The organism is Candidatus Nitronauta litoralis, from assembly GCA_015698285.1.
In the GTDB taxonomy this organism is placed as follows: Bacteria; Nitrospinota; Nitrospinia; order Nitrospinales; family Nitrospinaceae; genus Nitronauta; species Nitronauta litoralis.
In genome coordinates this window covers 295,062-317,520 of sequence record CP048685.1, presented here as the reverse complement: position 1 = coordinate 317,520, position 22,459 = coordinate 295,062, and the positions used below count along the sequence as shown (strand labels likewise).

General features: G+C 49.2%; 24 protein-coding genes. 11 read left to right on the top strand and 13 right to left on the bottom strand.

What is annotated here, in order from left to right; genetic code table 11:
* Positions 1-21: 21 nt before the first annotated feature.
* The 5 genes from G3M70_01410 to G3M70_01390 are packed head-to-tail and all read right to left on the bottom strand — an operon-like array spanning position 22 to position 3,116.
* The gene (locus G3M70_01410; protein QPJ60613.1) at positions 22-1,020 is read right to left on the bottom strand and encodes an NDP-sugar synthase; all 999 of its coding nucleotides are present in this window, start codon (positions 1,018-1,020) and stop codon (positions 22-24) included.
* Complete coding sequence (gene mtnA, locus G3M70_01405; protein QPJ60612.1) at positions 1,020-2,057, bottom strand: S-methyl-5-thioribose-1-phosphate isomerase; 1,038 nt, start codon at positions 2,055-2,057, stop codon at positions 1,020-1,022. The genes G3M70_01410 and mtnA overlap by 1 nt, the downstream gene beginning before the upstream one ends.
* 3 nt (positions 2,058-2,060) lie before the next feature.
* The gene (locus tag G3M70_01400; protein QPJ63671.1) at positions 2,061-2,372 is read right to left on the bottom strand and encodes a YggU family protein; all 312 of its coding nucleotides are present in this window, start codon (positions 2,370-2,372) and stop codon (positions 2,061-2,063) included.
* Positions 2,353-2,814 (bottom strand): DivIVA domain-containing protein, encoded by a 462-nt coding sequence (locus G3M70_01395; GenBank protein ID QPJ60611.1) that lies wholly within the window; start codon positions 2,812-2,814, stop codon positions 2,353-2,355. The genes G3M70_01400 and G3M70_01395 overlap by 20 nt, the downstream gene beginning before the upstream one ends.
* A complete protein-coding gene (locus G3M70_01390; protein QPJ60610.1) occupies positions 2,811-3,116 on the bottom strand; it encodes a YggT family protein in 306 nt (101 codons plus the stop codon). Before G3M70_01390 ends, G3M70_01395 begins: the two co-directional genes overlap by 4 nt.
* A 369-nt stretch (positions 3,117-3,485) precedes the next feature.
* Between G3M70_01390 and asnS the strand changes: the two genes are divergently transcribed.
* Positions 3,486-4,886, top strand: coding sequence for an asparagine--tRNA ligase (gene asnS, locus G3M70_01385; GenBank protein ID QPJ60609.1), 1,401 nt, complete (start codon positions 3,486-3,488; stop codon positions 4,884-4,886).
* A 77-nt stretch (positions 4,887-4,963) separates the two neighbouring features.
* Entirely contained in the window at positions 4,964-5,836 is an 873-nt protein-coding gene (locus G3M70_01380) for a hypothetical protein (protein QPJ60608.1), read from the top strand.
* 1 nt (position 5,837) lies between these two features.
* Here the strand turns inward: G3M70_01380 and rlmD are convergent, their stop codons facing one another.
* Positions 5,838-7,208, bottom strand: a complete 1,371-nt coding sequence (rlmD, locus tag G3M70_01375) for a 23S rRNA (uracil(1939)-C(5))-methyltransferase RlmD (protein QPJ60607.1) — start codon at positions 7,206-7,208, stop codon at positions 5,838-5,840.
* Between the two features lie 305 nt (positions 7,209-7,513).
* Between rlmD and G3M70_01370 the strand changes: the two genes are divergently transcribed.
* Positions 7,514-8,290, top strand: a complete 777-nt coding sequence (locus G3M70_01370; protein QPJ60606.1) for a hypothetical protein — start codon at positions 7,514-7,516, stop codon at positions 8,288-8,290.
* 11 nt (positions 8,291-8,301) lie between these two features.
* Here the strand turns inward: G3M70_01370 and G3M70_01365 are convergent, their stop codons facing one another.
* On the bottom strand, positions 8,302-8,706 hold the full coding sequence (locus G3M70_01365) for a hypothetical protein (GenBank protein ID QPJ60605.1): 405 nt from the start codon (positions 8,704-8,706) through the stop codon (positions 8,302-8,304).
* Between the two features lie 144 nt (positions 8,707-8,850).
* Here G3M70_01365 and G3M70_01360 point away from each other — a divergent pair, with 144 nt between their 5' ends.
* From G3M70_01360 to G3M70_01330, 7 genes are all read left to right on the top strand, one after another.
* Positions 8,851-9,210 (top strand): hypothetical protein, encoded by a 360-nt coding sequence (locus G3M70_01360; protein QPJ60604.1) that lies wholly within the window; start codon positions 8,851-8,853, stop codon positions 9,208-9,210.
* Between the two features lie 233 nt (positions 9,211-9,443).
* Positions 9,444-10,550 (top strand): mechanosensitive ion channel family protein, encoded by a 1,107-nt coding sequence (locus G3M70_01355; GenBank protein QPJ60603.1) that lies wholly within the window; start codon positions 9,444-9,446, stop codon positions 10,548-10,550.
* A 79-nt stretch (positions 10,551-10,629) separates the two neighbouring features.
* A complete protein-coding gene (thpR, locus tag G3M70_01350; protein ID QPJ60602.1) occupies positions 10,630-11,217 on the top strand; it encodes an RNA 2',3'-cyclic phosphodiesterase in 588 nt (195 codons plus the stop codon).
* A 29-nt stretch (positions 11,218-11,246) separates the two neighbouring features.
* Complete coding sequence (gene recA, locus G3M70_01345) at positions 11,247-12,344, top strand: recombinase RecA (protein ID QPJ60601.1); 1,098 nt, start codon at positions 11,247-11,249, stop codon at positions 12,342-12,344.
* A gap of 12 nt (positions 12,345-12,356) precedes the next feature.
* Positions 12,357-12,827 (top strand): regulatory protein RecX, encoded by a 471-nt coding sequence (locus G3M70_01340; GenBank protein ID QPJ60600.1) that lies wholly within the window; start codon positions 12,357-12,359, stop codon positions 12,825-12,827.
* 35 nt (positions 12,828-12,862) lie between these two features.
* Positions 12,863-13,657, top strand: coding sequence for a prepilin peptidase (locus G3M70_01335; GenBank protein ID QPJ60599.1), 795 nt, complete (start codon positions 12,863-12,865; stop codon positions 13,655-13,657).
* Positions 13,658-13,685: 28 nt separating this feature from the next.
* A complete protein-coding gene (locus G3M70_01330; GenBank protein ID QPJ60598.1) occupies positions 13,686-14,351 on the top strand; it encodes a hypothetical protein in 666 nt (221 codons plus the stop codon).
* Positions 14,352-14,383: 32 nt separating this feature from the next.
* On the opposite strand, the gene G3M70_01325 is transcribed toward G3M70_01330, so the two are convergent.
* Positions 14,384-15,337, bottom strand: coding sequence for an aldo/keto reductase (locus G3M70_01325; protein ID QPJ60597.1), 954 nt, complete (start codon positions 15,335-15,337; stop codon positions 14,384-14,386).
* A gap of 186 nt (positions 15,338-15,523) precedes the next feature.
* Between G3M70_01325 and G3M70_01320 the strand changes: the two genes are divergently transcribed.
* The gene (locus G3M70_01320) at positions 15,524-17,248 is read left to right on the top strand and encodes an ABC transporter ATP-binding protein (GenBank protein QPJ60596.1); all 1,725 of its coding nucleotides are present in this window, start codon (positions 15,524-15,526) and stop codon (positions 17,246-17,248) included.
* 35 nt (positions 17,249-17,283) lie between these two features.
* Here G3M70_01320 and G3M70_01315 read toward each other — a convergent pair whose 3' ends face one another.
* From G3M70_01315 to G3M70_01295, 5 genes are all read right to left on the bottom strand, one after another.
* Positions 17,284-18,252, bottom strand: coding sequence for an acetyl-CoA carboxylase carboxyltransferase subunit alpha (locus G3M70_01315; GenBank protein ID QPJ60595.1), 969 nt, complete (start codon positions 18,250-18,252; stop codon positions 17,284-17,286).
* Positions 18,253-18,282: 30 nt separating this feature from the next.
* Positions 18,283-19,347: a hypothetical protein gene (locus tag G3M70_01310; GenBank protein ID QPJ60594.1), complete on the bottom strand. Its 1,065-nt coding sequence runs from the start codon at positions 19,345-19,347 to the stop codon at positions 18,283-18,285.
* A gap of 82 nt (positions 19,348-19,429) precedes the next feature.
* On the bottom strand, positions 19,430-20,446 hold the full coding sequence (gene lpxD / locus G3M70_01305; GenBank protein ID QPJ60593.1) for a UDP-3-O-(3-hydroxymyristoyl)glucosamine N-acyltransferase: 1,017 nt from the start codon (positions 20,444-20,446) through the stop codon (positions 19,430-19,432).
* Positions 20,447-20,461: 15 nt separating this feature from the next.
* Positions 20,462-21,157 carry an ABC transporter ATP-binding protein gene (locus G3M70_01300; protein QPJ63670.1) on the bottom strand — a complete coding sequence of 232 codons (696 nt, stop codon included), beginning with the start codon at positions 21,155-21,157 and terminating at the stop codon, positions 20,462-20,464.
* A 13-nt stretch (positions 21,158-21,170) separates the two neighbouring features.
* Positions 21,171-22,451 carry a lipoprotein-releasing ABC transporter permease subunit gene (locus tag G3M70_01295; GenBank protein ID QPJ60592.1) on the bottom strand — a complete coding sequence of 427 codons (1,281 nt, stop codon included), beginning with the start codon at positions 22,449-22,451 and terminating at the stop codon, positions 21,171-21,173.
* Positions 22,452-22,459: the final 8 nt, after the last annotated feature.

The following is a 22,459-nucleotide window of genomic DNA, read 5'->3' as shown; positions in this document are numbered from 1 at the left end:
AGAAGACAAAAGGTCAAAAAATCAAGGGATGATAGACTCTTTTGAAATTTCAGCGTCCGCTAAAACCACAACTCCGGTTGCCAGGACGCTGCTTTCAATTCGGGCGTTTTCTCCAGTACGTACCCGCTCCCAGCAGACTGTGTTTTTAATCTCTGCTCCATTCTCCACCACACAACCTTTTCCTAATACAGCATAGGGTCCGATGGTGGCTGCATTGGAGATCTTGCAATCTTTCCCGATCCAGACAGGTGCGACGATGTTTGCACCTTCCGGTAACGCGGTAGAGGACGAGGCGGGCAGGGTGGTCTTGCCGTCCAGAATTTCTTTATGGACCTGCAAATACTGTTCGCGCGTGCCCATGTCCTGCCAGTAGCCCTTGTGCAGGTAGCCATAGACCCGCCGACCGTCTTCTATCATCTCCGGATAAATTTCTTTGGTGGTGCCACAAAACTGATTCACGGGGATTCGGTCGAATATTTCCGGCTCAATTATCTGAACTCCCGTGAACGTAACCGGACGTGTGGTGTCGGGCATATTTTTTGAGGATGCGCCAGGCATGTGAACCACGCGGTCATTTTCATCCAGCTCAATAGGATCATGAATGCCGGTGACTTCCCCATCGGTCAACACCATGGTGAGGGCCGAACCGCGTGCCTGATGAAACGCCATCACTTTTTCGAGGTCGATGTCGGTGATGATGTCCGAGTTCATCACAATGAAGGGACCACCGTCCAGATATTTCCGCGCCTTCAAAATCCCTCCGGCTGTTCCAAGGATTTCTTGCTCGTACGAGTAATGCAGTTCGATGCCCAGCGTTTCCCCGTTGCCAAAATAACCCTGCACAGCAGCCGGCAGATGGTGCAGGTTCACGGTGATGTCGCGGATACCAAAACGCGCCAGATGCGCCAGCGTGTGTTCCAGCACCGGTTTTCCCAGAATGGGAAACATGGGTTTGGGGAGAACCTGGGTCAGCGGTTTCAAGCGGGTACCGAATCCTGCCGCCAGCACCATGGCTTTCATCAGGATTGGGCGAGCGCTTTCAGTGACTCGGTGAATGGAGCCTTGGCCACGCCTTTTTCGGTGATGATAGCGCTGACCAGATCATTGGGTGTGACATCAAAAGCCGGATGCGCCGCGCGGACATCTTTTGGTGCGATGCGGGTTTTTCCCAGGGTCACGACTTCTTCTGCACTGCGCTCCTCAATGGGAATCTGTTCGCCACTGGAAAGAGAAAGGTCCAGCGTAGAAATAGGTGCGGCAACATAAAACGGGATGTTGTTTTTCTGTGCCAGCACCGCCACCATGTACGTGCCGATCTTGTTGGCGACATCGCCATTGGCAGCAATACGGTCCGCTCCTACCACCACAGCGTCGATCTTTTTTTCTTTCATGAAATGACCGCACATGTTGTCGGTGATGAGTGTCACCGGGATGTTATCTTCCATGAGTTCCCAGGCAGTTAACCGTGCACCCTGCAGGAAGGGGCGGGTCTCATTGGCGAACACGGAGATATCCTTGCCGTTTTCCACCGCGGCGCGGATCACCCCCAATGCCGTGCCGTATCCGGCAGTTGCCAGTGCGCCGGCGTTGCAGTGTGTCAACACCTGTTGACCGCTTTGCAAAAGAGTCTGCCCGTTGTTCCCCATGGTTTTATTGATGGTGACATCATCTTCCAGCACCTTGCAGGCTTCTTCCCGCAACCGGACTTTTAGCTCTGCAACGGAAAGATTATTATTTTCCTGGGCAACCCGCTTCATGCGTTCCAAAGCCCACGCCAGGTTGACCGCAGTCGGTCGCGTTGCCGCGAGTGCTTCACAGTCTGTAGAAAGTTGATCAAAGAAAGAATCGAAGTCACCCGCTTCAATTCGGTCGGCTGCCAGGCTGGCACCGAGTGCGGCAGCGACGCCAATGGCGGGGGCGCCGCGAATCACCATGGTTTTAATGGCCACACCCACCTCTTCCGGGGTGGTGCAATCTACAAATTCGGTTTCGTTGGGAAGACGGGTCTGGTCGATCATGCGCACCACACCGTTAATGTATTCAATAGTAGGAATCATTGTTTACTTCGAGTTGGAGTTGGAAGACAGGATCGGGGCGAGCAGGGAATCGAATTGTGCCGCGTCCAATCCTTCAATATGTATGGTTTTGTTTCGACCCGACTGGCCGCTGACCAGCGTAACACGACTTAAGGAAACGCCGAAATACTTGGACAGGAATTTTAAACAGGATTTGTTGGCCGCGCCGTCAACCGGAGGAGATGTCAGTTTGATTTTTAAGCGGTCGCCCTGGATACCTGAAATTTCGTTTCGGGAGGAGCGGGGTTGAACGCGGATGCCGAACTGGATGCCCCCGTCACGAAGGACTGTTGGCAGGTTCATGACTGCGGGGGGTATTGGCACCGGCGAGTTCCTGTTGCTGGCTCAGTGCGCGCCGTCCACCTTTGACCACGTTTAGCAATTCCTTTTTTTCGCGCCGCAGTGCCTGAACTTCTTCCTTGATCCGGGTCAGCTCGCGATCCACCTCAGTGAGGTGTTTGTCTGCTTCCTGACGGGCCAGTTGGATTACACGTCTGGCTTTATCACGAAGTGCTTCCGGGCTCAGGTTTTTTGCATCGCCGTTGCCATTGGCCGATTCCAGTTTGGCAATTTTTTTCTCCTGGCGTTCGACTTTTCCGCGAAGCTGTGACAACTCCTCGTGAAGCTCCTTGAAATCTTCAGCCACAAGGTGCAGGAAGGTATCGACTTCTTTTTTATCGTAGCCTTTCCACTTGTCGTGAAAGACCTGCTCCAGAATGTCCAGGTAGGTTAGTTTCATATCGCTTTAAGCTGCATGGCTAAATCCATCAGACTCTGTACCAGAAAAATCTTAAGGAACATGATTCCGAGAAGCAGGACCAGAGGTGAAAAATCCAGCCCGACTCCAGTCATCGGCAATTTCTCCCGAATCTTATACAATACTGGATCGGTAACTCGGCTCAAAAACTGAACTATCGGGTTATAAGGATCCGGATTGACCCAGGACAATAATACGCGGATGAAAACGATCCACCCGTATACGGTCAGAGCCATGCCCAGAACAGCGGCCGTCGCTTGGAGAAAATTGCCTAATAGTGACATCAAATGTTGGGAAAATAGGGGCCTGTTGTACTGCCCGGCGGCCACCGGTTCATTCAGATTTGACGGGCGCGTAAACTAAGATAAGATAACTAAAAAACCACCCGTTGTCAATGGGTGGGAATCCACCAAAACCCTTATAAATACAGGGGTTTGTCGATTCTAAATCGTTGTTTTTCAATTCCATACGGGCTTCCTGCACCACATTTCGGTGGGGCATTTTGTCATTTATCAGGCAATATTTTCAGGTCTGGTTTCTAACGGATTCCATGGACTTCCACCACCTTTCGGTGGGGTATTTTGCCATTTATCAGGTAATATTTTCAGGATTGGCTTCAAACTATTTCAACGGACCTCCCAGGGAGATTTTTCATGACGGAACAAAGGCGCACGCCGATTAAACAACTATTGACCGAGGGGCGGGCACACCCCAGTGTCACCGTTCAGGGTTGGGTTCGCACCCGCCGCGACTCCAAAGGCGGGTTTTCCTTTATCGAACTGAACGATGGGTCCTGCCTGAAAAACCTGCAGATCATCGCCGACCATACGCTGGTCTCCTATCAGAATCAGCAATCGAGGATACACACAGGGGCCTGCATCCAGATTACCGGTGAACTGGTGGAATCCGAAGGCAAGGGGCAGTCGGTTGAGATGCGGGCAGCGGAGCTTTCAGTTTTCGGAGAGGCCGACCCGGAACATTATCCGCTGCAAAAAAAACGCCACTCCCTGGAATACCTGCGGGAGATCGCCCACCTGCGTCCCAGAACCAACACCATCGGTGCGGTGATGCGCGTGCGTAGCCGGTTGGCCTATGCGGTCCACCAGTTTTTTGTCGACAAGGGGTTTGTCTACCTGCACACGCCTATCATCACTTCAAGCGATTGCGAGGGGGCGGGGGAAATGTTCCAGGTAACGACCCTCGACATCAACAATCCGCCACGCAGCGAAGACGGGGTGGATTTCAAAGAAGATTTTTTCGGCGAAAGAACCGGGCTCACGGTGAGCGGTCAGTTGGAGGGCGAGATATACGCCATGGCCCTGTCACTGATCTACACCTTCGGGCCGACTTTTCGAGCGGAGAATTCCCATACCAGTCGGCACTTGTCCGAGTTCTGGATGATCGAGCCGGAGATGGCGTTTTACGATCTTGAAGACGACATGGACCTCGCCGAGGAGTTCATCAAATATCTTTTGAATGATGTGCTGGAGCATTGCCACGACGACCTGGAATTTTTTAACCAGCGCGTCGACAAACATTTGCTCGAAACACTGACGCATGTGAACGATACACCGTTCGAACACATCAGCTACACCGAGGCTGTCGACCTGCTTAAAAAATCAAAGCATAAATTCGAGTACCCGGTGGAGTGGGGCGGGCATCTGCAGTCGGAGCACGAGCGGCACCTTGCCGAAACGATTTTTTTAAAACCGGTCATCATTTTTGACTATCCGGAAAAGATCAAACCGTTCTATATGAAAATGAACGAAGACGGCAAAACCGTTCGGGCGATGGATGTGTTGCTGCCAAGACTCGGCGAGATCATCGGTGGTTCGCAGAGGGAAGATGATTATGAAGTACTGAAGTCACGCTTCGATGTGAAGGGGATTGATCCGAAAGAATACTGGTGGTATCTGGATTTGCGCCGGTTTGGTTCTGCGCCGCATTCCGGCTTCGGGATGGGTTTTGAGCGCATGGTGCAGTTCGCCACCGGAGTTGAAAACATCCGCGACGTCATTCCATTTCCACGTTTCCCAAAACACGCGAAGTTTTAAAATCATAATTTAAAATTTTCGGTGGATTGTGGTTTTGGTGGATGGAGTAAATTATTTGATCGTTTTATAAGGATGGTATGAAAAAGATATCGAAATGGCAAAGGTTCCCAGCCGCCGCAGTATTTTTTTTACTAGCACTTTTTTCAGGATGGATGTGTTGGTTTTTTTTATTTTTCATTTTCAAAAAGTCAGATGTTATTTTTAGTGCTATAGGGATTTTGATTCTATTTCTAGCTATTATCGCGGGATTGGTATTCTTTTGGGGAATTAGAAGGTCCTATTACCTGATTGTTGGAAATGAGGCAGAACGTAGTATTATTTCTCCTGTTTTGCTTCAGGCAGCGGCTTTTTTGTATCTTGGTATGTCTTTGTTCATAGTATTTTCAGGTATTTTCCAGGAGAAGGGTTTGGGGGCTGTGATTCCTGTTTTTGTAAATTTAATTATCGGAGTTAGTTTCTTTTTTTGGGCAAAAATGGAGACTGGGAAAAGAAAACGGGTTGAAGAAATTTCTCAGTATATTGAGAAAATTAAAGCTCATCCAGATGACTGGGAATCGATGTTTCAGGCGGGTAAATTGTATCAAGACCTGGGAGAGGAAGAAAATGCCTCCAAGTTTTTCATGCAGGCTTTTGATGGAAACCCTAATCATCAGGGTATTGCGAAGTTGTATTTAGACAGTTGTTTGAGTTTGGAAAAATTTGAGGAATTTCTGCGAGTTTCTGAAGCCAGCGGGAATATTTTTGAGGGTGATGTTGAATATAAAATTTTTCAGGTGAGCGCTCAAATTCTGACGGGGCAAATTGATAAAGCTCTTAAGGAAGCAGGAGAAGCTTTGAAGATTTTTCCGGAAGAGGAGTCATTTAAATTGTTCAGAAAAATGGCTTGGGAAATAAAGGCTGGTAAAATAAAACAGCCGGAATGCATAGATGATTTCTGGGAATATAGCTGATTTAAACTTTCTCCAGCAACACCGCTGTCTCTATATGGGGTGTCTGGGGGAACATGTCGATGACGCGTATGTCCTTGATGCTGTAATCAGTCAGCAGGGCGAGATCGCGTGCCAGTGTGGCGGGGTTGCACGAGACGTAGATCAGTCTTGGCGGATTCAGTTTCGGGATGGTCTCGACCACATGGGTCGACAACCCTTTGCGCGGTGGATCGACAATGAGTGTGCCGATGTTCTTTTCCTTCAAACCTTCCAAATGACTTTCCAGTGTTCCCGCTTCAAACTGGACTTCGTTTAACTTGTTCCAGCCGGCGCTTGTTTTTGCATCCTCAATGGCAGGTGCGAACTCGTCAATGCCAAGCACTTTCCGGCCGGCGCGCGCCAGCCACAGGGCGATGCCGCCATTGCCGCAGTAGGCATCGACGATCAGTCCCTTTTCAAGATGGGTCCATTCTTCGATCAGCTTGTAAAGTTTAATCGATTCGTTCGGATTCACCTGGAAGAACGAGCCGAGTGAAATTTTAAACTTCAAACCGACCAGGTTGTCTTCGAGGTATTCGCGTCCCCAAAGCGGTTTACTTTTTGAACCCAGGATGAAATTGCTTTTCTGTGCATTGAAATTTTGCAGAATGCCAACAATACCCAGCCGTTTCAAATCCGACTCCTTGGTCAGATCCGGTAAAAACCGTTTCTTGAATATCCCGCGCGTCGTGACCAGCCCGACCAGTGATTGCCCGGTTGTCGGTGAATGCCGGATGACGAGGTTCCTTAAAAATCCCATGTGCTTCGTTTCGTCGTAGATCGAAACGTGATGGTAGGAGATCAGACTGCGCAGCCATTCCTTGACGGCATTGACCGGTTCCATCAACGTGTCGCATGTAGCGGAGTCGACCACTTCATGCGTGCCTGTTTTGAAAAAACCTATGCCAAGGTTTTTGCCTCGTCCTTCCAGTGCAAAGCTGCCTTTATTGCGATAGCCATAAACCGGGATAGCCGGGATGGCTTTGATCGGCTCAGGCCAATCGATCTTTCCAATGTGCTTAAGATTGTCTTTTACGACTCCGGCTTTGAAGTATAGTTGCTGTTCGTAGTTTAGATCCTGCAGACGGCAACCGCCACACTCGGGAAAAACAGGGCAGGGAGAGTCGATGCGATGTGGTCCCGGAGCGGTTCTTTCAATAACCCGCGCCACGCTGTAGCGGTTGGCGGTTTTGGTTATTTCGATCTTACACTGGTCACCCGGCAGGCCCTGTGGAACGAACACGGTGAATCCATCGACGCGGGCAATACCATCGCCTGACGAGTTGAGTGTCTCGACTTCGACTTCAAGCTGGTCGCCGACGGTGACCGGAATATTTGACGTGGGTTTTGGCATGTTGTTCCATTTTCTTTAGGGTGGATGACCCTATCATGTTTAGGTCAGTTTAGTGAAAATTATTATGGTTTTTTGTTTGAGTGGGCAAAAAATGTCACCCTGAGCCTGTCGAAGGGGGGCTGTTACATAAGTTGTACAAGCGGGGAACTTGGAGATTCCTTGAAAAAAGTTCTTTCTGGCTTCCCTCCCCTTTTAAGGGGAGGGTATGGGAGGGGTGCTTAATACAATCTCCCCCGTACCCCCTCCTTTGTTAAGGAGGGGGAATTGATATTTTATTTTTTCCTGGAAGCCAGTACAATCACCGCATGAAAGCGTTCATTTGTATTTTAGCCGCGGTGTCGGATGAGATCGCAGGCATCAAGCAGCGCATGAAAATCGAGCGCAAGCATGTCTGGAGATCGGTCACCGTATTTGAAGGAGAGTGGGAGGGGTATGGCCTGTTGCTGGTGCGCACCGGTGTTGGGTCAGGGCGCGCTCTGGATGCTCTGAAAAAGGCTTTGGCCCAGTTCCCGGTGGTGCTGGTGTTGTCTGTGGGTTATGCAGGAGGGACCGACCCCGAACTCAAACTTGGTGACCTGGTTCTCGCCGACCGTGTTTTACGGTTAAACTCGACTGAACCTGCTGGCGAAGAAAAGTCGGAGCCTTTTAGGGTTATCCCACTGGATCCCGCCTTGGTTTCACAGGCGATGGTGTTGTCGTGTCCACCGGACACGGCATTGCACCGGGGAGCCCTCATGACAGTTGATGAAGTGGTCAGTCGTCCGGAAGACAAGCAGGCGTTGGCGCGCGATCACCAGGCGTTGGCTGTCGATATGGAAACGTTTGATCTGGTCGAGCATGCGAGGCTCGAGGCGATGTCGATTTTATCCATCCGCGCGATCAGCGATACCGCCCAGCAGGAGCTGGTGGACCTCACTCATCTGGTCAAAGAATCTGGAGAGCCCGACTTTCTTAAAGCGGGATGGCATGTATTGACTCATCCCGGAGATTTAAAACACGCCTTGTCGCTGCGCAATCAATCCCGACTCGCCACCAAAAATCTCACCGAATTCCTCGCTGAATTTTTAAGAAAATTAAAATAATTTAGATCCCATCATCTGCAATTGGTGAACTTCAGCCGTCCTCCCTCCCCCAGACTGTGGCACAGATGTGCGAGTGCGTCTTTTTTAGGGCGCCAGCCCTTCAAGTGTTCTTTCACGCTATAGACTTTAATTTCTCCACGTACTTTCCGGCTGACCTTTTTGGCTGCGGTCCTGTTGATTCTGGAAAAATTGGGTGGATAACCATTCCATCCCAGGATGATGTTCTTGCCGTCAACCTCAATCCAGGAAATTTCCGGTACACTTTTTAAATAAGTCAGCGATTTCCATAGCTTGCGGGATTGCTTGTCGCCACCAAAGGCGGGAGATGGCCCGAACGCAACCAGGAAAAAAAGGAGCAGGAAGAGGGCAGGAATCGTCGGAAAATTGTTTCGGGTTTGGTTGTTATAAAAGGGCATTGATTGCTGGAAGCCTTATTTTGATTGGAGTTCAGGTGATTTGTCTTTGAGTCGAATCAGTTGGCACAATGTTTGCTAATTTTAATGTATTCGATCGAAATGCGCCAAAAAATTGTCTGTCAAAGCTATCCCAAGGAGCCGATTATGAATCAGGGGTTGAGTGCCGCGCTGGACCCAAGGGGTCTTCGCATATTAAAACGAAAGCTGATGTCCGGGGAAATTTCCCCTCAGGTTTTTAAAGAAGTCATCAAGCGCCAGATGGTGAAGCAGGCGCTTCGCTCGCGTCCACAGGTCGGGGAAAATATCTGGTCTGGTTTTCTCAATTCTGCCAGAAAATTGTGGAAACGGGATGAAGTAGAGGTTCCTGATGAATTTTTGCCCGGTCCTCTGGATATGGAAGAGTTATTCACCCTGGCACGGATTAAATCCAAAAAGCTGAAAGAAATGCAAAAGGAAAAAGAGGCTTCGAAACGCAAACAGCCGCGATTTGTTAAAGAATTCTGACCGAAAGAACCCGGTATTCTCCGAGTTGGTTAGAAACAGTTGCAATCCATTCATTTTATAGAAGAATTCTCCAAATCTTAAAACATCACTCCAAGTAAGAACCTTTCATATACATCCTCCTGCCGTTAACACCTGATATAAAGCTTTGAGGGAAACGCTATTTTTAGTGGTGCCCTTTAATTCCATCCCTGATAATATTAAACGTTTATCACCCTTCAGGGTAAAAATTCACCATGGAACAGTTTCAAGAAATCCTCGTCTACCTGAAAAAGGACAACGGTTATGTCCTGCAGGTGTTCATCGTAATTCTGGCAGCTCTGGTGTTGGAATTTATTCAGCGCAAGTTGCTGGGGAAATTACAGATTCGTCTGGAGAAAACCAAAAACTCCTGGGACGATATATTTGTCAGGGCTATCCGTCGACCCCTATCCCTGGTGATCTGGGTAGGGGGGTTGTACATGGCCATGGTGATCATCCAGGATGCTACCAAGGCTGTTATTTTCTCTGCGGTAGAACCCATTCGCGATGTGGCGGTGGTGGCGGCAATGGCCTGGGTCATGATCCGGATCATTGCGGGAGCGGAGGAAAACCTCAAAGCTTCAGACAGTGATTTTGACCACACTACTGTGGATGCGATTTCCAAGTTGTTACGGATTTCGGTCATTATCACCACGATTCTGGTAGGGTTGCAAACGCTTGGCTACAGTATTTCCGGTGTGCTGGCCTTTGGTGGTGTCGGTGGTATTGCCGTTGGTTTTGCGGCCAGGGACCTGCTGGCCAATTTTTTTGGCGGACTGATGATTTATCTGGATCGGCCCTTTTCCGTTGGAGACTGGGTGCGTTCCCCTGACCGGGATATCGAAGGCACCATTGAAAAAATAGGCTGGCGATTGACAATGGTCCGTACGTTCGACAAGCGCCCGCTTTACGTGCCCAATTCTGTTTTCAATAATATTGCAGTTGAAAACCCCTCGCGCATGAGCAACCGTCGTATAAAGGAGACCATCGGTATCCGTTATGAGGATGCCGGCAAAATGGGGTTGATCATCGATCGCGTCAAAACCATGTTGATGGAACATGAAGACATCGATACCACCAAAACCCTGATAGTGAATTTTAATAATTTTGCGCCGTCCTCACTCGACTTTTTTATCTACACGTTTACTAAAACCACCAACTGGATCCGGTTTCATGAAGTGAAGCAGGATGTTTTGTTAAAAATAATCGACATAATTCAAAATGAAGGAGTCGAGTTCGCCTACCCGACATCGACACTTCACATTGCCGACTTTCCAGCAGGCAAGAAGCTGGAAATCAAGGAACCGGACATTCCGGGATGACCCCTTTAAAACGCTTTAAATCAGGCGCTTCCGGGCTGTCGGAATTCGGTTTGACAAGGCCATAGGGCGTTTGTAAACTGTGCACGCGATCCGGACGTTTGTCGCTATCGACATACCTTCCCCGGCCCGAAAGGTGATCGCCGCGGTGCAACGCCGTTTCCTGCCCCTCGACTTGAAAGCCTCCTGGGTTCGACCGGAAAACGTTCACTTAACCCTTAAGTTTCTTGGAAACATCGACCCTGACCGGGTTCCTGAAGTGTCCTCTGCCTTGGCTAAGGCAACTTTATCCTCTAAACCTTTTTCCCTGTCACTTGGAAAAATCGGACTGTTTCCCGGAAAAGGAGCTCCGCGCGTTATTTGGGTTGGTCTGAAGGACGCGGAAAACCGCCTGAAGTTTTTGCACCAGAAGGTAGAGATGGAGTTGAGCAGAATCGGATTTGAACCAGAAGCTCGTCCCTTTTCGCCGCATCTGACTGTTGGCAGAATCAAGTCCCGGAAAAATGTAAGGGCTTTAAAGGAAAGGGTAGTATCCGGAGAATCAATTGAGCAGGTGACGGTTTCTGTGACCGGGATCGTTTTGTATAAGAGTGAACTCACCCCGGAAGGATCGCGATACATCAATTTAAAGGCACTCCCACTGGGAGATTCGCTGCCAAATATAAAGTAAATTAAATCATTAGAAAAAAGGAGATAACCATGGCGGGTGATGATAATCGGGATAAAGCCCTGGAACTTGCGTTTTCCCAGATAGAAAAGCAGTTTGGCAAGGGGGCAATCATGCGGTTGGGAAAGGCCCAGGCGCAAGAGGGTATTCCGGTGATCTCCACCGGATCCATTGCGATTGACAACGCACTTGGTATTGGAGGTGTGCCCAAAGGCCGCATTACGGAGATTTATGGACCGGAAGCCTCAGGTAAAACAAGCCTCACCCTTCATATTATTGCCGAGGCCCAGAAATCAGGCGGTGTCGCGGCCTTTGTGGATGCAGAGCATGCGCTCGATCCTAAATATGCAGAAGCACTTGGAGTCAATCTGGATGACTTGCTGTTGTCGCAGCCGGATACGGGCGAACAGACGCTGGAAATTGCAGAGGTGCTGGTGCGTTCGGGGGCGGTGGACGTGATCGTGGTCGACTCGGTAGCAGCGTTGGTTCCTAAAGCGGAGCTGGATGGGGATATGGGAGACAGCCACATGGGTCTGCAGGCGCGGCTGATGTCTCAGGCCATGCGAAAGCTCACAGGTGTGGTGAATAAATCGAATGCCGCCCTGATTTTCATCAACCAGATCCGTATGAAAATCGGGGTTATGTTTGGCAGCCCGGAAACTACCACCGGTGGAAACGCACTGAAATTTTATTCTTCGATGCGGATTGATATTCGCAGGATTGCGGCTTTGAAGGATGCCGACAAAGTCATCGGTAATCGGACCCGCGTGAAGGTGGTTAAAAACAAGCTGGCTCCCCCATTCAAGGATTGTGAATTCGATATCATCTACGGCAAGGGCATTTCCCTGGTAGGTGACCTGCTGGATCTGGGCGTTACCCATGAAATCATAAACAAGAGTGGCACCTGGTTTTCCTATAAGGACCAGCGTATCGGGCAGGGTCGGGAAAATTCCAAAAACTTCCTACTGGAAAACCCGGATATCTTTGCGGAGATTGAAACCGAATTGCGTAAACGTTTAGGGTTAATAAAGGATGATTCTGCGGATGCCGGAGGTGATGGTGAAGATAAGGCATCACCGGCAGAAGAGCCAAAACGCCGTGGAAAAAAAACCCAATCCGGAGCTTCCTGATAAGGCCCGGGTATGACCGGAGATGATATCGGAAAGCATGCAAAAAGAGCGGCTCTGCGTTACCTGGGTTACCGGGACCGGAGTGTCAGTGAAATGCGTGCTTACCTTGCGAAGAAAGATTTTTCCGTTAAAGTAATTGATGAGACCGTTCAATATCTGGCGGGTCTGGGTTACCTGGATGATGCCCGGTTTTCGATGCAATTTTCCCGGAGCCGGATCGAATCGAGGGGCATGGGCCGGTTTCGCCTGCGATACGAGCTGGTCAACAAAGGGGTGGATGAGCACATTATCGATCAGGTTCTGGATACCTTGTTCATGGAATTTGATGAGTTTCAACTCGCCCGCGATTGCGCTGAAAAAAAACTGCCTGCCTGGGAAGGTTTGCCAGCCCAGACGGTAAAACGTCGATTGGCCGGCTTTCTGGGGCGTAAAGGATTCGCAGCCGAAACTGTGTATCGCACAGTGAAGGAATTATTGCCTTAAAATAGAATCAGGAATTTTCCGGAGAGTTTTTTTATATGACGGCTTTTGAACTGGTTCCCCAATGGTTGTGGGTGTTTGCAGCAATGATCATGGGGATGCTGTTTGGCAGTTTTTCCAACGTGTGTATCGCCCGCATGCCTAAAAGGGAATCGGTGGCCTACCCACCTTCCAACTGCCCCAAGTGTAAAAGCCCCATCTCCGCGATCGACAACATTCCTGTACTCAGTTACCTGATTCTGGGTGGAAAATGCAGGGCGTGCAAGGAACCAATATCGATTCAGTACCCGATTGTTGAGACGGTTACCGGGTTGCTGATGGCTGCAGTTGTGTGGAAATTTGGAGCCACGATAGAAAGTCTACTGCACCTGATCATCATGCCGCCATTGGTGATCATCACCATGATCGACATAGAGCACCAGATCATTCCAGACAGGATTACGTTACCTGGGATAGTTTACGGACTCGCGGCCGGGAGCTGGCTCCATGGATGGGCCGATTCGCTGATTGGCCTTCTTGTTGGCGGAGGCAGCTTTCTCCTACTTGCTGAAGTGTATCAGCGTACACGCGGGGTGCAGGGCATGGGTGGCGGAGATATAAAATACATTGCGGCTGCAGGAGCTTTTTTGGGTTGGCAACAGGTGATGGTGGTCATCTTTGGAGGCTCTCTTCTTGGCGCGTTGTTTGGCGCACTGGGAATGTCTGTAAAACGTATAAAATTTCTTACCCGGATTCCCTTCGGGCCCTTTTTAGTGCTGGCAACCCTGTTGTCGATTTTTTTCGGAAATGAGTTGATCGACCTTTACCTTGAGTACGCGGGTATGAAACAATAGCGCATCGCCTCCATCTGGAGAAAAGATCATGAGTGAAACTGAATCTACTGAACCAGCCCCTGAAGAAAAACCCAAAGAATCTCCGGAAAAAAAACCGGCCCCTGAACCAGAACCGAAGTCTGTAAAGCCTCCTGAGGTAAACGAGTCAGCCAGACTGCTGGAACAGCGTGCTCTGGAATTACAATCTCATCTCCAAAGCTTCGGCGATGAATTACGGTCGGTCTCGTTAAACCTGGAAGCCCGGAAACGGGAAACGACTGTATTGAAAATCATGCTGTACACCGGGATGGTGGTGTTGATGGTGGCGTTCTTTTACTCCAGTAATGCGCTTTACAAGGCCCAGTTGGAAAGTTTTCAGAATAACCTGAACCACCTTCAAAACCTCACCCAGGCCAATATTGATGCGATGGAAAGGAGCCTTAAAGGTGATATAGGGGATTTGAAAAAACAAATGGGCAAACTGGAACGGGAACAGACGACCTTTTATTTGAAAGAGCAAAAATTATCTGAAGTCCTGCGAACCCTGGATGAAGCGGTGATCCCCCTTGCAGACAAAAATCCTGAACTAGTCGGTCAGCTGGAAAACCTGAAGTATAATGCCGAAGAACTGAGTCTGGCCTATCAGCGTCAGAAACAGCACTGGACCGGAAATGAGAATATTCCCCACGGGCCAGGCCTTTTGATCAAGCCCTGAGTAAAATAAATAAAGGTTGGCTGATTAAATTTCTAACTGTTTGTCGTTTGAGTAAACAGTTGATCGATTTCGCTTGAAGTATTTTCCGGGGCCGTCCAGCCAACTGCTTCGATATTATCTTCCATTTGCCTGGGGTTCTTCACGCCAACCAAAGCCGTAGCCAACCCGGGCTGTTGCAACACCCAGTTGATCGCGGTTTGCCCACAGGTTTTTCCCAGGTCCCCGGCAATTTCTTTTAACCGATCAACTTTTTGTATGTTGCGCACAAACGCTTCTCCTGTGAATTCACCCAGGATGCCTTTACCGCGCCAGTCTTTGAATCGAGTGGATTTGTCGTATTTTCCTGTCAACACACCGGAAGCCAGTGGGCTGTAAGCAATGATCCCAATATCGTTTTCCAGGCAAAACGGCACCGTTTCGTTTTCAATTTTTCGTTGAAGAAGACTGTACTCAGGCTGGAGTGAAACAATGGGGCCTACCTTCAGGCACTCTTCCATCTGTTGGACACTGTAATTGCTGACTCCGATATGCCGGATTTTACCCTGTTCCTGAATTTTTAATAAGGCCTGCATCGTTTCTTCCTGTGGAGTGTCGACATCCGGCCAGTGCACCTGGTAGAGGTCGATATAGTCAGTGCCAAGGCGTTCCAGACTCTGGTCGATTTCTTTAAAAATCGAGTCAGCTTTCGCTACTTTCTTAATGGAGCCAAGTTGTTCTTTATCCCAGAGAAGCCCGCATTTGGTTGCGATGATGACCTTGTCTCGCACCGGTTTCAGGGCCTGTCCGATCAACCGTTCTGAATGACCAAAACCGTAAACCGGAGCGGTATCAAAAAAATTAACTCCTAGATCGAAGGCTTTTTTAATCGAAGACAGGGACGCATGATCACCTTCGGTGCTCCAGAAGGGGGCACCGCCAATGCCCCAGGCCCCATAGCCGATGACCGATACCTTTAAATCACTTGAACCGAGTTTGCGGTATTCCATAACAACCAGCCTTTAGAAAAAAAATTAAGAGAGCCCTGAAAATTGTAATGGGAGGTTCATGCTGGTACAGGAGCATAAAACTGCCAGAACAGAATATCAGGGGAGTTTTTGAGTCGTTTTGCGGGTTTGACCATCTAAAAATAACATGCTTATTGAATATTTGTCAGTGAGAAAGTCGTTGAATTTATGAAATCTTTGTTGCGAATTCTGGCCTACCTGAAGCCCTATAAGAAACTAGCCATCTTCACGTTGGGGTTTGCTGTGTTGACCACACTGGTGGACCTCATACCTCTCTGGTTGATTCGGCAAATTGTCGATCATCTTGTAGACGGTGGAGGCGGCAACCTGATCTATCTGTTGGTCGTGGGACTGGTGGCAGCGTACTTTGGCAGAAATTATGCCAACTACAAACGGATTGTGATTAACAACACCCTCGAACAGAAGGTGGTGTTCGATATTCGTTCCGATGTGTATAGGGCACTGCAGCGCATGTCACTCAACTATTTCGAGCAGCGTTCTACCGGTGAGATCATGTCCCGTGTAAATGACGACGTGACCTATGTGGAACGAATTTTTGTCGACGGGATGGAGCAGCTTGTTACAGCCGTTCTAACGTTGGTCGGAATCATGGTCATATTGCTTATCTGGCATTGGAAACTGGCGCTGGCTTCCCTGTTGCCCATTCCATTTCTTGTTTATGGTGCCTGGGCTTATACAAAACGCGCGCATAATCTTTACCACAACGTTCGTGAACGTGCCGCCAAAATGAACGGCATCCTTCAGGACACGATCTCCGGTATGAAAGAAACGCTTGCGTTCAATCGGCAATCTCATGAGATCAAACGATTTGAAGAAAGAAGCGATGCTTATTGCAAGGGCACATTGAACGTGATGCGCCTTTGGGCCATTTACTCACCTACGATGATGTTTCTGGGGTCCATGGGAACCGTGCTCATCATTCTTTACGGTGTTGGGTTGGTACGGGGTGGCGAGATCAGTGTCGGTACACTGGTCGCCTTCATCGGCTATCTGGGATTGTTCTACACTCCCATCAACCAGCTTCATAGTTTGAATCACATGCTGCAGCACGCACTTGCTTCGAGTGAACGCCTGTTTGAAGTTCTGGATTCGGAGCCGGAAGTTGTGGAACAAGACAATCCGGTTTTGCCCGAGACCAACGTACAGGGTGGCATAGAATTCGATCGGGTCAAATTCGCTTACGTACCGGAACGGACAGTTTTGCATGAGATTTCATTTAAAATTGAGCCAGGTGAACAGATCGCTCTGGTCGGGCACACGGGGTCGGGCAAGTCCACCGTGGTTAAATTATTGATGAGGTTCTTCGATCCAGAGAGGGGTCATATCAGATTAGATGGGAAAGATACGAAATCACTCAGTCTGGTTTATTTAAGGGAGCAGATTGGCCTGGTGTCTCAGGATCCCTTTTTGTTCAATGGAACTGTGGAAGAGAACATACTTTACGGAAACCTTGGCGCAGACAGTCAGGCCATTCGTCGAGCCGCGGAAGCGGCAAATGCGGCAGAATTTATTGATGGACTGCCGGAAGGATTCAATACTTTGATCGGCGAACGGGGAGTCAAGCTTTCTGGAGGAGAGAGGACGCGGCTTGCGTTGGCCAGGGTATTCTTGAAAGACCCTCCCATTCTTGTTCTCGACGAGGCAACCGCTTCTGTGGATACGGAAACCGAGTCGAAAATAAAAGAAGCGCTCACTCGACTGATGAAACACCGCACGACACTCATAATTGCGCATCGCCTGTCCACACTTGAGGGGGCGGACCGGGTGCTGGTATTAAAAAAAGGCGTGCTGGCCGAAACCGGAACCCATCAGGAATTGCTTGAGCAGGATTCGATCTATTCCCGCCTGTTTAAAACCCAACTTCAATTTTAGTCTGTGTGCTTTTGTTTTAGTTAGAGAGGAGGGAGTTATGCTTCTTCTTCCAGGAAGACACCCAGGCTGCGAAATTTTTCCTGACGTTCTTCGATGAGTTCGTTCGGTTTTTTGGTAACGAGTTCGTTCAGTTGGGGCCGCAGGGCTTTTTTCAAAAGAATTGAAGCGCGTTTGTGGTTGCGGTGTGCGCCACCCAGTGGTTCGGGAATGATGCTGTCGATGACTTTGTGATGGAGAAGATTTTGAGCCGTCATGCAAAGGGCCTCTGCAGCGGTTGTGACTTTTTCCTGGTTATCCCAGAGAATAGAAGCGCAGCCCTCAGGTGAAATGACAGAATAGATCGCATGTTCCAGCATCATAACCCGGTTACCCATACCAATGGCCAGTGCCCCTCCGCTGCCACCTTCGCCAATTACAATCGTAATTAACGGGACCTTTAAACCCGCCATGACCTGCAGATTACGTGCAATGGCCTCGGATTGCCCTTTTTCCTCTGCATCAATACCAGGGTAGGCTCCCGGTGTGTCGATAAAGGTGACGATGGGGATATTGAATTTTTCAGCGAGCAACATGAGCCGCATGGCCTTGCGGTAACCCGCCGGTTGGGACATCCCAAAGTTACGTTTGATTTTCTCCTGCATGTCCCGTCCTTTTTGATGACCGATGACCATGATGGAGCGCTGATCAAATTTTGCAAATCCGCCGATGACCGATGGACCATACCCGCCATGGCGGTCGCCATGAAGTTCGATGAATTCCCTGAACAGGTATCCGATATAGTCCAGAGTGTAGGGTCGACCCGGGTGACGCGCTACTTGTGTTTTTTGCCAGCCGTTAAGACTATTGAACACATCGCGTTTTTTATGGCGTAGCTTTTTTTTCAGTTTGGCAATTTCATGTGTGATGTCGCCCACACCTTCATACATGTGGGACAAAGAAACCAGTTCCCTGATCTGGTTTTCCACGGCGTAAATTTCACGTTCGAATTCCAGGATTTGCTGCATAGTGACCTTGATTTAGTTGAAGCGGGTGATCTAGTAATAACCAAAAATGGGGTAGATCAGGTTTTTAAGATTGGGGGATTCTTCCAGCGCTCGTGCACCATCGTCCCCAATTTTGTTTTGTCCAAGTTTGAGTGTTTCCAAAGGTTGCACCACTGTAGATTGGGCCAGAGCAAAAGCTCCATCATTTCCAATTTCGTTATAATTGAGGTCGAGAATTTTTAGGCCCTTTAATGTTGGAGATTTAGCTAATGCTTTAGCTCCCCGGTCACCAATCCGGTTACCTGAAAGGTTCAGAGTCTTGATGTGCGACACGTTGGGTGAGTTGGCGATCGCCTCAGCAGAGACGTCGGTTAACTGGTTGTGGCTCAGGTTCAATTCTTCAATATTTTTTATGTAGGGTGACTGCAACAAAAGTTTAACTCCCAGGTCTCCTATGTAGTATTTGTCGAGATTTGACAGACGACCTTCCTGGTGCCATGTTTCCAGTCTTCTCTTAAACCGGAAAACCTCAAGGTCCAGTAGTCCTTGCGGGCCCAGTTTATTGTAAGTGAGTTCGAGGGTTTGCAATCCCGCAAGAGGCACCGACTGTGCCAGAAGGCGCGCTCCCCGGTCACCCACCTGGTTATAGTTCAGATTCAGGTCCAAAAGGTTGGGCAGGTTTTTTGAACGGGCCAGTGCTTCTGCCCCCTCATCTCCAATCTTGTTGTTATAGAGGTTCAGAACTTCAAGGTGTGTGAAGCCTTTGGACTGGGCAAGTGCAATGGCTCCATTGTCGGTGAGGTGATCCGTTTCGATGAAAAGTTCCTTTAAATTACCCAGGTTTTCGGACTGAGCGAGATATTGCACACCTTCATCACCGATAGCACCTTTGTATATTAGCAGCCGCTTTACATTTTTTAGTAATGGGGAATTAGCCAGAAACCGGGCACCTTCCGGGCCAATTTGTTTCTCGTTCAGGCGTAAAGTGTTTGAATTGAAACGCAGTTTTTTCTGGATATATACGCCCAGTTGTTCTGGAGACAATACCCGGATTGCGCCGAGATTCAATATCCAGAAAAGGCAAAGCCCTAAAGCAGTTATTGAGCGTGAATTCATGAGTGGGTTCCAAAATAAGAGCAGGGTTGATTTTTTGACACCCTTTTCTTAATGTTTAAAGCTTTTATTGTATCAGGCTCTATCAGGGCTTTTCAATTGCATCCAGTCGGCGTTCCATTTCTTTGACCTGAGATGCAAGTTGCGGAAGTCGGAGTAGCGTGGGCATGAAACGCATTAACTCAACGATTTTCATGGCCGGTGCCCAGCCATAGGTTCCGCTTTCGGGGATATCGCGGAACACACCGGTCCGCGCCATAAGGGTGACCTGGTCCCCGAGAGTCACATGGTCTGAGATCCCGGATTGCCCGGCGACGATGTTGTGTTTACCGAGTCGGCAACTTCCCGAAAGGCCTGTCTGAGATACGATGACCGAGTGGCTCCCGACTTCACAGTTGTGGCCGATTTGCACGAGGTTGTCGATTTTAACACCTTCCCGGATGATGGTCTCGCAAAATGCGGCCCGGTCGATGCAGGTGTTGGCTCCAATTTCGACATGGTCTTCGATCACGACTTTGCCAATCTGCTGAATTTTGACATGCCGCCCTTTTTCATCCTGGGTATAGCTGAAACCATCGGCACCAATGACAGACCCGGCGTGCAGGATGACGTGATTTCCGATTTCTGTTTCCCTGTAAAGCACGGTATTAGGGTAAATGATGGTATCGCTTCCGATCTGACACCTTTCACCAAGGACAACTCCAGGATAGAGTACCGTCCGGTCTCCGATGATCGAATCTTTCCCGACAGACACATTGGCGCACAAGGTGACATCGGTTCCGAGAGTTACTTTGTCATCAAGGTTGGCGTTTGGGTGAACGCCGGGGGCCGGTGTTTCAGTCGGGTTGAAATGAGTCAGTATCTGAGCGAAGGCCAGTCCGGGATTAGGGTGGACGATCTGTATTTTTCCGGTGTCTGTCTGTTCCTTAACGAAAACCGCTCCGGCCCGGGATTTGGAAAGCTCCGGTAGATGTTTTGCTTCTGAAACAAAAGTGATATCTGTGGAACCAGCGAACTCAAGCCCAGACGCTCCTTCAATTTCGAACTCCTCATCCCCGGCAATCGATCCCCCTACGAGGTCAATAATTTCTTTAAGTTTCATACATCCTCTTTTCGGTTACAAAATTATGTCCCGCTCAATGTTGCTGATTTTTCCATTTTTCAGGAGGACTGTGCGATCCAGGCTCTGCGCCAGTTTCTGGCTGTGAGTGACGATAACAAAAGTCTGTCTGGCATCTCTATTTAATTCCCGCACCAGATCCATGAAGGACTCACTGGCATTTGCATCCAGATTGCCGGTTGGCTCGTCCGCCAGGAGGATATCCGGTTTATTGATCAGACTGCGCGCTAAAGCCACACGTTGGCACTCGCCGCCGGACAAGGCCCCTGGTTTATGGTTCAGGCGTTCTTTGAGTCCAACCCGTTCGAGCAGATGTTCTGCTTCCTGCCGAGCTTTTTTAGGTTCGCGGTTCCCGATCAATGCAGGCATGGTGACATTTTCGATTGCCGTGAAATCCGATAACAGGTTAAAGAACTGGAAAACAAACCCGACATTATGGTTACGGAACCGCTCAAGAAAACCATTGGATTGAACAAAGATATCCTGTTCTTTAAAGAATACCTTCCCGGACTGTGGACGATCAAGCCCCCCCAGGATATGGAGAAAAGTACTCTTGCCACTGCCGGAGGCGCCGATAATACCCAGCAGGTCACCCTTCTGGATTTTCAGGCTGGCAGCGGAAAGCACCTCCAGTTTTTTTTCTTCAGTCTGGTAGGCTTTCTGGATATCCCGGGCTTCAAGAAGGGGTGCCACAGGGGGTGATGAATCACTCATAACGCAGACCGTCTATGGGGTCCAGACGTGATGCACGCCATGCCGGGTAAAGCGAGGCAAGGAAGCAGATTCCAATGGAAAAGAGAATGATTTTTAGCGAGTCCATGTATTGGATTTCCGAGGGAAGCTTGTTCAGGTAATAAATATCGCTCGGGAATGCCTTGAAGTTAAAGGTGGCCTCTAGAAGCCCGACAATTTCATTGATGTTGGGTACGATGCTGAATCCTGCAATAACTCCTATACCGGTACCCGTCAATCCGATTATCAAGCCCTGCAGGCTGAATATTTTCATGATGCTGCTGCGGGAAGCTCCCATTGATTTTAAAATCGCAATGTCTTTTGCTTTGTCCATCACCACCATGAACAGGGTGCTGATGATGTTAAACGCGGCGACGAGGATGATCAGGATCAGGATGATGAACATCACCGTTTTTTCCAGTTTGAGTGCTGCGAAAAGATTGCGGTTCATCTGCATCCAATCGCGCACATGGTAGGGGAAGCCTAATTTTTCCTGAAGTTCCTGCGCGATATCACCCGCCCGTTCCAGGTCGTCGACCTTGATCTCAACGCCTGTGACCCGGTCTTTTAGACGAAATATTTTCTGGGAAGTTTTCAGGGATATGAAAGCGAGGCTTGAATCATATTCATACATTCCCGATTCAAACAAACCTACTACTTGCACCAGTTGCAGGTTGGGGATGAGGCCAAGTGGTGTCATGCGGGCAGCTGGCGAAACCATACCGATGACGTCTCCCGTAAAAACCCCAAGCGAACGTGCCAGTTCGTTGCCAAGAATGATACCGCGACGCGTGGAAGCTTGGGCAGAGGGGTCCTCCTTCGGCAGACCGGTAGTCAGGAATGACAGTTGTCCATCAATGATATTGTTGTCGAGGTCAGAGGTTTCTTTTTCAAGGACTGGATCGACACCGCGCAACACCACTCCAACAGTGTTGTCTTTATGTGTCAGCATCACCTGCTTGAGCACAAAGGGGGCGGCGGCTTGCACGCCATTTACTGATCGAGCTTGTTCGATAACTTCGCCGTACCCTACGATCCCGTCACGGGTCACATTGGTAACGACCACATGGCTGGTGGTGCCGAGAATTTTATCGCGCAGGTCCTTTCCAAAACCTGACATGACGGCAATCACCACGATGAGTGCCATCACCCCCAGTGCAACTCCTCCCATTGAGATGAAGGTGATGAGGGAAATAAACTTTTGCGATTTACGTGAGAGCAGGTGGCGCCAGCTTATTTGCAATTCGTAGCTCATGCAAGTTC

Bases quoted from the DNA above. Each gene is read 5' to 3' on its own strand.
- G3M70_01335 (QPJ60599.1), top strand. From the start codon at position 12,863: ATGACGGCTTTTGAACTGGTTCCCCAATGGTTGTGGGTGTTTGCAGCA.
- G3M70_01360 (QPJ60604.1), top strand. From the start codon at position 8,851: ATGAATCAGGGGTTGAGTGCCGCGCTGGACCCAAGGGGTCTTCGCATA.
- G3M70_01395 (QPJ60611.1), bottom strand. From the start codon at position 2,814: ATGAAACTAACCTACCTGGACATTCTGGAGCAGGTCTTTCACGACAAG.
- G3M70_01410 (QPJ60613.1), bottom strand. From the start codon at position 1,020: ATGAAAGCCATGGTGCTGGCGGCAGGATTCGGTACCCGCTTGAAACCG.
- G3M70_01315 (QPJ60595.1), bottom strand. From the start codon at position 18,252: ATGCAGCAAATCCTGGAATTCGAACGTGAAATTTACGCCGTGGAAAAC.
- rlmD (QPJ60607.1), bottom strand. From the start codon at position 7,208: ATGCCAAAACCCACGTCAAATATTCCGGTCACCGTCGGCGACCAGCTT.
- G3M70_01340 (QPJ60600.1), top strand. From the start codon at position 12,357: ATGACCGGAGATGATATCGGAAAGCATGCAAAAAGAGCGGCTCTGCGT.
- G3M70_01310 (QPJ60594.1), bottom strand. From the start codon at position 19,347: ATGAATTCACGCTCAATAACTGCTTTAGGGCTTTGCCTTTTCTGGATA.
- asnS (QPJ60609.1), top strand. From the start codon at position 3,486: ATGACGGAACAAAGGCGCACGCCGATTAAACAACTATTGACCGAGGGG.
- G3M70_01355 (QPJ60603.1), top strand. From the start codon at position 9,444: ATGGAACAGTTTCAAGAAATCCTCGTCTACCTGAAAAAGGACAACGGT.
- recA (QPJ60601.1), top strand. From the start codon at position 11,247: ATGGCGGGTGATGATAATCGGGATAAAGCCCTGGAACTTGCGTTTTCC.
- G3M70_01365 (QPJ60605.1), bottom strand. From the start codon at position 8,706: ATGCCCTTTTATAACAACCAAACCCGAAACAATTTTCCGACGATTCCT.
- G3M70_01320 (QPJ60596.1), top strand. From the start codon at position 15,524: ATGAAATCTTTGTTGCGAATTCTGGCCTACCTGAAGCCCTATAAGAAA.
- mtnA (QPJ60612.1), bottom strand. From the start codon at position 2,057: ATGATTCCTACTATTGAATACATTAACGGTGTGGTGCGCATGATCGAC.
- G3M70_01325 (QPJ60597.1), bottom strand. From the start codon at position 15,337: ATGGAATACCGCAAACTCGGTTCAAGTGATTTAAAGGTATCGGTCATC.
- lpxD (QPJ60593.1), bottom strand. From the start codon at position 20,446: ATGAAACTTAAAGAAATTATTGACCTCGTAGGGGGATCGATTGCCGGG.
- G3M70_01380 (QPJ60608.1), top strand. From the start codon at position 4,964: ATGAAAAAGATATCGAAATGGCAAAGGTTCCCAGCCGCCGCAGTATTT.
- G3M70_01370 (QPJ60606.1), top strand. From the start codon at position 7,514: ATGAAAGCGTTCATTTGTATTTTAGCCGCGGTGTCGGATGAGATCGCA.
- G3M70_01330 (QPJ60598.1), top strand. From the start codon at position 13,686: ATGAGTGAAACTGAATCTACTGAACCAGCCCCTGAAGAAAAACCCAAA.
- G3M70_01390 (QPJ60610.1), bottom strand. From the start codon at position 3,116: ATGTCACTATTAGGCAATTTTCTCCAAGCGACGGCCGCTGTTCTGGGC.
- G3M70_01295 (QPJ60592.1), bottom strand. From the start codon at position 22,451: ATGAGCTACGAATTGCAAATAAGCTGGCGCCACCTGCTCTCACGTAAA.